Genomic DNA, 9,739 nt, shown 5'->3' with positions numbered 1-9,739 from the left:
CGCCCGGTTACATTCCGAACCCGGAAGCTAAGCCTTTCAGCGCCGATGGTACTGCAGGGGGGACCCTGTGGGAGAGTAGGACGCCGCCGAACAATTTTTAGCCTCAACCCCCGGACTCCGTCCGGGGGTTGAGGCATTTTTGCGTTCCGGAGACCCCTGTGCACCCCGCCGCCGTGGCTGAGGGTAAGGTCATGGGGCATTGTCAGCTCGTTCCCACAGGAGGCCCCCGGGTGGAGGTCCAGGAGACCCGCGTTCAGACGGACCGGGTACTCACCATCCCCAACATCCTCAGCATGGCGCGCCTGGTCGGCGTGCCGCTCTTCCTGTGGCTGATCCTCCGACCCGTGTTCGGCGGACCCAACAGTGACAGCTGGGCTCTGCTCGTGCTGGCCCTCAGCGGGGTCAGCGACTATCTCGACGGGAAGCTCGCCCGGCGCTGGAACCAGATCAGCAGCCTCGGCCGGCTGCTCGACCCGGCCGCCGACCGGCTGTACATCCTCTCCACCCTCGTCGGCCTCACCTGGCGGGAGATCCTTCCGCTGTGGCTCACCGCCGTGCTTTTGGCCCGTGAGCTGATGCTCCTGGTGGCCGTGGCCGTCCTCCGCCGGCACGGCTATCCCCCGCCGCAGGTGAACTTCCTCGGGAAAGCTGCCACTTTCAACCTGATGTACGCGTTCCCGCTGCTGCTCCTCAGTGACGGAAACGGATGGCTTGCGTCACTCGCCGAAGTTTTCGGGTGGGCCTTCGCCGGATGGGGTACAACTCTGTATTGGTGGGCAGGGATCCTCTACGTGGTCCAGGTCCGCCGACTCGTGAAGGCGGATACCGAGGCCGATTGAGCCCGTCCCTCCGTCCGCCGCGCAACGACGCCGGCAGTTTCGAGGACGCCTGAGGGCCATTGAGGAAGGGTGAAGTCGGCAGGACCGTCGTCTCTTCAAGGAGGACGCTTCCGACATGAAGGCCGTCGTGATGGCCGGTGGCGAGGGCACCCGTCTTCGCCCCATGACCTCGAGCATGCCCAAGCCTCTTCTGCCGGTGGCCAACCGGCCGATCATGGAGCATGTCCTGCGACTGCTCAAGAGGCACGGTCTCAACGAGACCGTTGTCACCGTGCAGTTTCTCGCCTCCCTCGTCAGGAATTACTTCGGGGACGGTGAAGAGCTCGGAATGGAGCTCACCTACGCGAACGAGGAGAAGCCGCTCGGCACCGCGGGGAGTGTGAAGAATGCCGAGGAGGCGTTGAAGGACGACGCCTTTCTCGTCATCTCGGGAGACGCGCTCACCGACTTCGACCTCACCGATCTGATCCGCTTCCACAAGGAGAAGGGCGCCCTCGTCACGGTATGCCTGACCCGGGTGCCCAATCCGCTGGAATTCGGCATCACCATCGTGGACGAGGGAGGCAAGGTCGAACGATTCCTGGAGAAGCCGACCTGGGGACAGGTCTTCTCGGACACGGTGAACACGGGCATCTACGTCATGGAGCCCGAGGTCTTCGACTACGTCGAAGCGGACGTTCCGGTCGACTGGTCGGGTGATGTCTTCCCGCGCCTGATGAAGGACGGCAAGCCGATCTACGGCTATGTCGCCGAGGGCTACTGGGAGGACGTGGGCACGCACGAGAGCTACGTCAAGGCGCAGGCCGACGTCCTCGAGGGCAAGGTCCAGGTCGACATCGACGGCTTCGAGATCTCCCCGGGCGTCTGGGTGGCCGAAGGCGCCGAGGTGCACCCCGACGCCGTACTGCGCGGGCCGCTGTACATCGGCGACTACGCCAAGGTGGAGGCCGACGCGGAGATCCGCGAGCACACCGTCATCGGCTCGAACGTCGTGGTCAAAAGCGGCGCCTTCCTGCACAAGGCCGTCATCCACGACAACGTCTACATCGGGCAGCAGAGCAATCTGCGTGGCTGCGTCATCGGCAAGAACACCGATGTCATGCGGGCCGCCCGGATCGAGGACGGGGCGGTCATCGGCGACGAGTGCCTGATCGGTGAGGAATCGATCGTGCAGGGCAACGTGCGCGTCTACCCGTTCAAGACGATCGAGGCCGGCGCCTTCGTCAACACCTCCGTGATCTGGGAGTCCCGCGGGCAGGCCCACCTCTTCGGGGCGCGGGGCGTGTCCGGCATCCTCAACGTGGAGATCACGCCCGAGCTGGCCGTCCGGCTGGCCGGCGCGTACGCGACCACGCTGAAGAAGGGCGCGACCGTCACCACCGCGCGTGACCACTCGCGTGGTGCGCGGGCGCTCAAACGGGCGGTGATCTCGGCCCTGCAGGCCAGCGCCATCGACGTACGCGACCTGGAGAACGTACCGCTGCCGGTGGCACGGCAGCAGACCGCGCGGGGCAGCGCCGGCGGCATCATGGTGCGGACCTCGCCGGGTGTGCCGGACTCCGTGGACATCATGTTCTTCGACGAGCGGGGCGCCGACCTCTCGCAGGCGGGGCAGCGCAAGCTGGACCGGGTCTTCGCACGTCAGGAGTACCGACGGGCGTTCCCCGGGGAGATCGGCGACCTGTCCTTCCCGGCCAGCGTCTTCGACTCGTACACCGGCTCGCTGCTGCGGAACGTGGACACCTCCGGGATCGCCGAGGCCGGTCTGAAGGTGGTCGTCGACGCGTCCAACGGCAGCGCGGGCCTGGTGCTGCCCAGCCTGCTCGGCCGGCTCCAGGTGGACTCGCTGACGATCAACCCCGGCCTCGACGAGGCACGGCCCACCGAGTCGGCCGAGAGCCGACGGGCCGGGCTGGTACGCCTCGGGGAGATCGTGGCGTCGGCGCGGGCCGCGTTCGGAGTGCGTTTCGACCCGGTCGGCGAGCGTCTGTCGCTCGTCGACGAGCGGGGCCGGATCATCGAGGACGACCGGGCGCTGCTGGTGCTGCTCGACCTGGTGGCCGCCGAACGCCGGTCGGGCCGGGTGGCGCTGCCGGTGACGACCACGCGGATCGCCGAGCAGGTGGCCGCGTACCACGGCACCCAGGTGGAGTGGACGACCACCTCGCCCGACGACCTGACCCGGGTCGGCCGGGAGGAGTCGACGATCTTCGGCGGTGACGGGCGCGGCGGGTTCATCGTGCCGGAGTTCAGCAGCGTCTTCGACGGCGCCGCGGCGTTCGTCCGGCTGATCGGCCTGGTGGCGCGCACCCAGCTCACCCTGAGCCAGATCGACGCGCGCATTCCGCGGGCCCATGTGCTGCGGCGGGACATCGCGACGCCGTGGGCGGTCAAGGGGCTCGTGATGCGCCGGGTGGTGGAGGCGGCCGGCGAGCGGTCCGTCGACACCACCGACGGGGTGCGGGTGGTGGAGGCCGACGGGCGGTGGGTGATGGTGCTGCCCGACCCGGCGGAGGCCGTCACCCATCTGTGGGCGGAGGGGCCGGACGACGCCTCCGCGCAGGCGCTGCTCGACGAGTGGTCGGCCGTGGTGGACAGCGCAGGTCAGTAGCCGGACCGGGGACGCCCGATCCGGACGGGCCGGGAGGTGGCCGTGTGCGCCTCCCGGCTCTCCGGTGGGGCCATTCGGCGGTAGGGCGTGCGACGTGCGACGATGTGCGGCATGTCGCAGCAGCCCCCCGTTCGGAGCACAGGAACGCCACCTCCGCGCCCGGACGCGTCCATGTCGCTGCTGAACAACGTGATCGACCACGCCCTGGACGACGGATACGCGGAGGCCTCGGCCCGGCGCGCCGCCGAGGGCGGCGGCATGCCCCGTACGGTCCGGGCGAAGCTCGGCCTCGCGGCCGGTCTGGTGCTCGCGGCGGCCGTGGTGACGCTGGGAGCGGCGGAGGCGCGGGTGTCCGCGCCGGTCGTGGCCAAGGAGCGGCAGGACCTGATCAACCGGATCGACGCGGAGACCTCCGCGGCCGACAAGCTGGAGCAGGACGTCGAGCGGATCCGCGGCGAGGTGGGGGAGCGGCAGCGGAAGGCGCTGGAGGAGCACGGCGGCGACCAGGCCGAGCTGGTGGCGCTGCTCTCCGGGGCGACCCCGGTGCACGGGCCGGGTGTCCGGCTCGTCGTGGACGACGCCAAGGGCACCGATCCCGGGGGTGGGGGCCCTCGCGAGAGCAGTGGCTTCTCGGACACCGGCCGGGTGCGCGACCGTGACATGCAGCGGGTGGTCAACGGTCTGTGGGAGTCGGGCGCCGAGGCCGTCGCGATCAACGGGCAGCGGCTGACCGCGCTGTCGGCGATCCGGGCCGCGGGCGACGCCATACTGGTCGACAACAAGCCTCTGGTGCCGCCGTACACGATCCTCGCCATCGGTGACGGGCAGCGGCTGAGCACCGCGTTCCAGGACAGCGCCGACGGGCAGTATCTGCATGCGCTGCAGGAGAACTTCGGGATCCGTACCAGCATCTCGGCGGAGGGCGACGTGCGTCTGCCGGCCGCGCCGAGCCTGATCGTACGTACAGCAGAGCCGAGGGGAGCCGGGGCGGCCAAGGCCACCGGGCAGGCCACGGCCGACACAGGGAAGGGCACATCTTGATCGCCGTACTGGGCCTGATCGTGGGAGTCGTGGTCGGACTGTTGGTCCGGCCCGAGGTTCCGGCGGTGGTCGAGCCCTATCTTCCGATCGCCGTGGTCGCCGCCCTGGACGCGGTCTTCGGCGGCCTGCGCGCCATGCTCGACGGGATCTTCGTCGACAAGGTCTTCGTGGTGTCGTTCCTGTCGAACGTGGTCGTGGCCGCGCTGATCGTCTTCCTCGGAGACAAGCTGGGTGTGGGCGCGCAGCTGTCGACCGGTGTGGTCGTCGTCCTCGGCATCCGGATCTTCTCCAACGCCGCCGCCATCCGGCGGCACGTGTTCCGGGCGTGAGGCCGATGAGCGAGAACGAGCACGAGCACGAGAACGAGCACCGGAACCGGAACGGGGACGGGCAGCCCGACGAGGTCACCCCGGCGCGGGAGCCGGAGGAGGGCAGCGGTACGGGTCGGGCGGCCGCGCGTCCGGAGCCGCAGCCGGCACCGCGGCCCGAGCCGCAGCGGCCGGCGCAGGGCCGCCCGGAGGGTCAGCCGCAGCCCGGACCGCACGACCCGTCCGAGCCCGGACCGCACGACCAGCCCCAGCCTCGGCCCCAGGGCCGGCCGCAGGGCCCGGGTCAGCGGCAGCCTGCGCCGCAGGGCCCGAGCCGGCCGCAGCCTGCACCTTCAGGCCCGCCGCAGGGCCCGGGGCCTTCGCAGCCTCGGCCTCAGGGTCCGGCCCAGGCGGGGCAGCCGCAGGGTCCGGGCCAGCCGCACCCCCGGCCGCAGCGGCCCGCGCAGCCTCAGCCGCAGGGCCGACCGCAGGGTCAGCCCCAGGCCGGCCAGCCGCAGCCCCGGCCGCAGGGGCAGCCGCCCCAGGGGCCGGGCCGACCGCAGGGTCAGCCCCAGGCCGGCCAGCCGCAGCCCCGGCCGCAGGGTCAGCCCCCCGTCGGCCCGTCGCAGCCTCGGCCGCAGGGGCCCCAGGGACCCCAGGGACCCCAGGGACCGGGGCAGCCCCGGCCCGCAGGGCAGCCGCAGCCTCGGCCGCAGGGGCGGCCCATGCCCCAGGGGCAGCCGCCGGCGCACGGTAGGCCGCAGCCGCAGCCGCAGCCGCAGCCGCAGCCGCAGCCGCAGCCGCAGCCGCAGGCCGCGGCTCAGGGTTCGGGCGTGCCGCCCGTCGAGCCGGGTGTCAGCGGGCGGCAGCGGTTGGCCGCCAGTCTGTGGCCGCCGCGGGTGTCCAGGGCCCAACTCGTCGTCGCCCTGCTGCTGTTCGTGCTCGGGCTCGGGCTCGCGATCCAGGTGCGGTCGACGAGCGACAACAGCGCGCTGCGCGGCGCCCGCCAGGAGGACCTGGTGCGGATCCTCGACGAGCTCGACGACCGCACGCAGCGCCTGGAGGACGAGAAGACCCGTCTGGAGAAGCAGCAGTCGGAGCTGGAGTCCAGCTCGGACCAGGCCGAGGAGGCGCGCAAGCAGACCCAGGAGAAGGAGCAGCAGCTGGGCATCCTGGCCGGCACGGTCGCCGCGGAGGGGCCCGGGATCACGCTCACGATCTCCGATCCGTCCGGCACGATCGAGTCGGACATGCTGCTCGACGCGATTCAGGAGCTGCGCGCCGCGGGCGCGGAGGCGATCCAGGTGAACGACGTGCGGGTGGTGGCGGACAGCTACTTCTCGGGCAGCGGACGCGATATGCGCATCGATGGAACGCAAGTGGCCGCTCCGTACGTCTTCAAGGTCATCGGCAAGCCGGAGGATCTCGAGCCCGCGCTCAACATCCCCGGCGGCGTCGTCCAGACACTGGAGAAGGAGCAGGCCACGGCCACGGTGCAGCGTTCCGGGAAGATCGTCGTCGACGCCTTGCGGCCTGCGAAGCGGCCTGACTACGCTCAGTCGTCCTCGCAGTGAGGCGGGGCTCGATGACGGTCGCGCGGCAAGGGCATGACCTTGCGGGGGGTCGCCGCACCACAAGGGTGGTGCGTGGTGGAAACTGTCGAGTGGCTACGGACGTTGTGAAGATGTCCGGGTCGGCAGGTGTGTTCAGTCAGGGTTCGTCCTGCCCCACGGGCGGGTCTGTTTCGGTCAAGGGGAATCGCCCGTGAAGTTGTTTTCGAAGTTGTTCGGCAAGAGCGGACGCGAGGACGGCGGCAACGCCCGTCATCGCGCGCCGCGCCACGCCCAGAATGAGGAACAGGGCGCCGAGCGCCCGCTCTTCCGTGACGAGGTCGGTGGCCAGGGTGGCGACATTCCGGGCACACAGGGCGCGTCTTCTGTTGACCCTGCCGGTGCCGCGCGCATAGGTTTCGGAGAACCATCAACCTCAAGTGCGGGTGGAGGGTTTGTCTCCGACCCGTACGCGACCCAGACCTCCGCGGGGCAGCCGCGGCAGGAGGACGCGTCCATGCCGGTGTGTACGAGGTGCGGTCACCGTAATACGGCGGACAGCCGGTTCTGCTCCCACTGCGGCGCGCCGCTGCGGGGCGGGGTCGTTCCGGAGCGTGCTTCCGAGACGACCTCGACGATCTCCATCTCGGGGCTCGAGGCCTACGACTCGGAGGTCACCGGCCAGATCCCGTCGCTGTCGCCCGAGGCCATCGCGGCCGTGGAGGCGCTCCCGCCCGGTTCCGCGCTGCTCATCGTGCGCCGCGGTCCGAACTCCGGCAGCCGCTTCCTGCTCGACGGCGAGCTGACCACGGCCGGCCGCCACCCGCAGAGCGACATCTTCCTGGACGACGTGACCGTGTCGCGTCGTCACGTGGAGTTCCGGCGCCAGCCGGACGGCACCTTCACGGTGTCGGACGTCGGCAGCCTCAACGGCACCTACGTCAACCGCGAGCCGATCGACTCGGTCGTGCTCTCCAACGGTGACGAGGTGCAGATCGGCAAGTACCGGCTCGTGTTCTTCGCGAGCCAGCGGGGCGTGTGACGCTCCGGAGAACCTTCAGGGAAGGTCCATGCTGCGTACACCGACGGGCGGTGCCGGCTTCGGCACCGCCGCCGCGGGCGACGGACTGGTCAGCATCGGCACGGTGCTGAGCCAACTGCGCGACGAGTTTCCCGAAGTGACCATCTCCAAGATCAGATTTTTGGAGGCCGAGGGGCTCGTGGAGCCTCGGCGGACGGCCTCCGGGTATCGGAAGTTCAGCCCGCAGGACGTGGAGCGGCTCGCCCAGATCCTGCGGATGCAGCGGGACCACTACCTCCCGCTCAAGGTCATCCGCGAGCATCTGGACGCCCTCGCCCGGGGCGAGCAGATCGCCCTGCCCTCGCCGAGCCCCCAGCGTGACCTGCTGGACGGGGCCTGGGACACGGACGGCGGTGACCGGCCCACGGCGTCCCGGATCGGCCGGTCCGAGCTGCTCGCCGCGGCGGAGGTGACGGAGTCCGAGCTCGCCGAGTGGGAGTCGTACGGGCTGATCGCCCAGGCCGACGGCGGGGGCTACGACGCCGAGACCGTGACGGTCGCCAAGCTGGTGGCGGATCTGGGGAGATTCGGTCTGGAACCCCGGCACCTGCGGGCTGTCAAGGCCGCCGCGGACCGCGAGGCCGGGCTGGTCGAGCAGATGGTGGCGCCGCTGCGCCGGCACCGTAATCCGCAGACCAGGGCCCATGCGGAGGCCACCGCCAAGGAGCTCGCCGGGCTCTCCGTACGGCTGCACGCGGCACTGGTCCAGACCGCGCTGGGACTCCGTCTGCAGTGATCTCCGGACGGCCCGACTACCCAAACCGGTCGGGCACGTCCTAGGGTTGCTGTGTGAACGAGCTCGACGTTGTGGGTGTCCGGGTGGAAATGCCCTCCAACCAGCCGATCGTGCTCCTGCGTGAAGTGGGAGGCGATCGGTACCTCCCCATCTGGATCGGACCGGGGGAGGCGACCGCGATCGCCTTCGCCCAGCAGGGCATGGCCCCGGCCAGGCCGCTGACGCACGACCTGTTCAAGGACGTGCTCGAGGCCGTGGGGCAGGAGCTCACCGAAGTCCGCATCACGGATCTGCGTGACGGGGTCTTCTACGCCGAGCTGGTCTTCGCCAGCGGTGTCGAGGTGAGCGCCCGGCCGTCCGACGCGATAGCGCTGGCGTTGCGCACGGGGTCGCCGATCTACGGCAGTGACGGTGTGCTCGACGACGCGGGGATCGCGATTCCGGACGAGCAGGAGGACGAGGTGGAGAAGTTCCGCGAGTTCCTCGACCAGATCTCTCCGGAGGACTTCGGGACCAGCAACCAGTAGGCCGGCTCTCGCCGGTCGGCCGGTGGCGCCGGTGGGCCCGGTGGTCGTGAGCCGTCTCCCGGTGGTCGTAAGCCGTCGTCGGCCGACGGTGGGCGGCCGGTGGTCCTCAGGCCGCCGGTGGTCCGGCCACGGCTGGGGAGTGCCCTCGGAGCATTCGAGTAGCCTTTCCCCGGAGTGGGGTACGGGAAACCACTCTCAGGGTGATTATCACTCGGCGTGCCGAGTGTGGCGATCGTTGACGCACCCCTAGTGACTGCCTACCTTCGTGTGGGCAGGTCAAGGACGGAGGGTCGGCGTGATGAGCAGCGGCGACGGTACGGCAGGGGGCTTCCTGGGGCGTACGCCCGGGGAGAGTGGCCCGTATCCGCTTCACGGCAGTGTGGGCGACCTCGGTACGGGCGCGGGCCCGGGTGCCGGTACGGACGTGGGTTCGGACGCCGTCGGCTACCGCGGCCCCACGGCCTGCGCGGCGGCCGGCATCACGTACCGCCAATTGGACTACTGGGCGCGCACCGGTCTCGTCGAGCCGAGCGTGCGGCCCGCGTACGGCTCCGGGACGCAGCGGCTCTACAGCTTCCGTGACGTCGTCGTTCTCAAGATCGTCAAGCGGTTCCTCGACACGGGTGTCGCCCTCCAGAACATCCGCGCCGCCGTGCAGCACCTGCGGGCCCGCGGCTTTCGCGACCTGGAGCGCATGACGCTCATGAGCGACGGCGCGACCGTCTACGAGTGCTCCTCGCCCGACGAGGTCGTCGACCTGCTCCAGGGCGGGCAGGGCGTTTTCGGCATCGCCGTGGGGGTGGTCTGGCGGGACGTCGAGGCGGCGCTGTCGCAGCTGCACGGCGAGCGCGTGGACACCGGCGAGACGCTGATCGGGCACAACCCGGCGGACGAGCTGGCGCGACGGCGGAGGGACCGGGCGGTCTGAGGCGGGCCGGCGGAGGGACGGGGCGGGCGGTCCGAGCGGGCCGGCAGGTCGGGCGCGGCCGTGTCCGGAGCGCCCGGGTGCCGCGGGCCCGGACGAGCCGGCTCCTCCTCGCGTACGG

The 9,739-nt window shown here is 70.7% G+C and carries 9 protein-coding genes and 1 rRNA gene; all 10 read left to right on the top strand.

From position 1 onward, the window contains the following. Positions 1 to 92: ribosomal RNA gene (gene rrf, locus ACIGXE_RS35770) — 5S ribosomal RNA — on the top strand; the annotation flags it as partial. A 138-nt stretch (positions 93 to 230) separates the two neighbouring features. Further along, positions 231 to 839, top strand: coding sequence for a CDP-alcohol phosphatidyltransferase family protein (locus ACIGXE_RS35765; RefSeq protein ID WP_399754242.1), 609 nt, complete (start codon positions 231 to 233; stop codon positions 837 to 839). Positions 840 to 954: 115 nt separating this feature from the next. Next, positions 955 to 3,450, top strand: coding sequence for a sugar phosphate nucleotidyltransferase (locus ACIGXE_RS35760; protein WP_399754240.1), 2,496 nt, complete (start codon positions 955 to 957; stop codon positions 3,448 to 3,450). 111 nt (positions 3,451 to 3,561) lie between these two features. Further along, positions 3,562 to 4,491: a DUF881 domain-containing protein gene (locus tag ACIGXE_RS35755; protein WP_399754237.1), complete on the top strand. Its 930-nt coding sequence runs from the start codon at positions 3,562 to 3,564 to the stop codon at positions 4,489 to 4,491. After that, a complete protein-coding gene (locus tag ACIGXE_RS35750; RefSeq protein WP_015032176.1) occupies positions 4,488 to 4,820 on the top strand; it encodes a small basic family protein in 333 nt (110 codons plus the stop codon). The genes ACIGXE_RS35755 and ACIGXE_RS35750 overlap by 4 nt, the downstream gene beginning before the upstream one ends. A 704-nt stretch (positions 4,821 to 5,524) precedes the next feature. Further along, the gene (locus ACIGXE_RS35745; protein WP_399754235.1) at positions 5,525 to 6,373 is read left to right on the top strand and encodes a DUF881 domain-containing protein; all 849 of its coding nucleotides are present in this window, start codon (positions 5,525 to 5,527) and stop codon (positions 6,371 to 6,373) included. Positions 6,374 to 6,455: 82 nt separating this feature from the next. Next, positions 6,456 to 7,391 carry an FHA domain-containing protein gene (locus ACIGXE_RS35740; protein ID WP_399754245.1) on the top strand — a complete coding sequence of 312 codons (936 nt, stop codon included), beginning with the start codon at positions 6,456 to 6,458 and terminating at the stop codon, positions 7,389 to 7,391. Between the two features lie 28 nt (positions 7,392 to 7,419). Then, positions 7,420 to 8,166, top strand: coding sequence for a MerR family transcriptional regulator (locus ACIGXE_RS35735; protein WP_399754233.1), 747 nt, complete (start codon positions 7,420 to 7,422; stop codon positions 8,164 to 8,166). A 53-nt stretch (positions 8,167 to 8,219) separates the two neighbouring features. Next, positions 8,220 to 8,693 (top strand): bifunctional nuclease family protein, encoded by a 474-nt coding sequence (locus ACIGXE_RS35730; RefSeq protein WP_365350453.1) that lies wholly within the window; start codon positions 8,220 to 8,222, stop codon positions 8,691 to 8,693. A gap of 298 nt (positions 8,694 to 8,991) precedes the next feature. Beyond that, positions 8,992 to 9,621, top strand: coding sequence for a MerR family transcriptional regulator (locus tag ACIGXE_RS35725; RefSeq protein WP_399754230.1), 630 nt, complete (start codon positions 8,992 to 8,994; stop codon positions 9,619 to 9,621). Positions 9,622 to 9,739: the final 118 nt, after the last annotated feature.

The sequence above is a fragment of the Streptomyces sp. NPDC053431 genome, assembly GCF_044544925.1.
Lineage (GTDB): Bacteria > Actinomycetota > Actinomycetes > Streptomycetales > Streptomycetaceae > Streptomyces.
The sequence above is the reverse complement of the archived record's forward strand: the minus strand, read 5'-3'. Positions and strand labels throughout refer to the sequence as shown.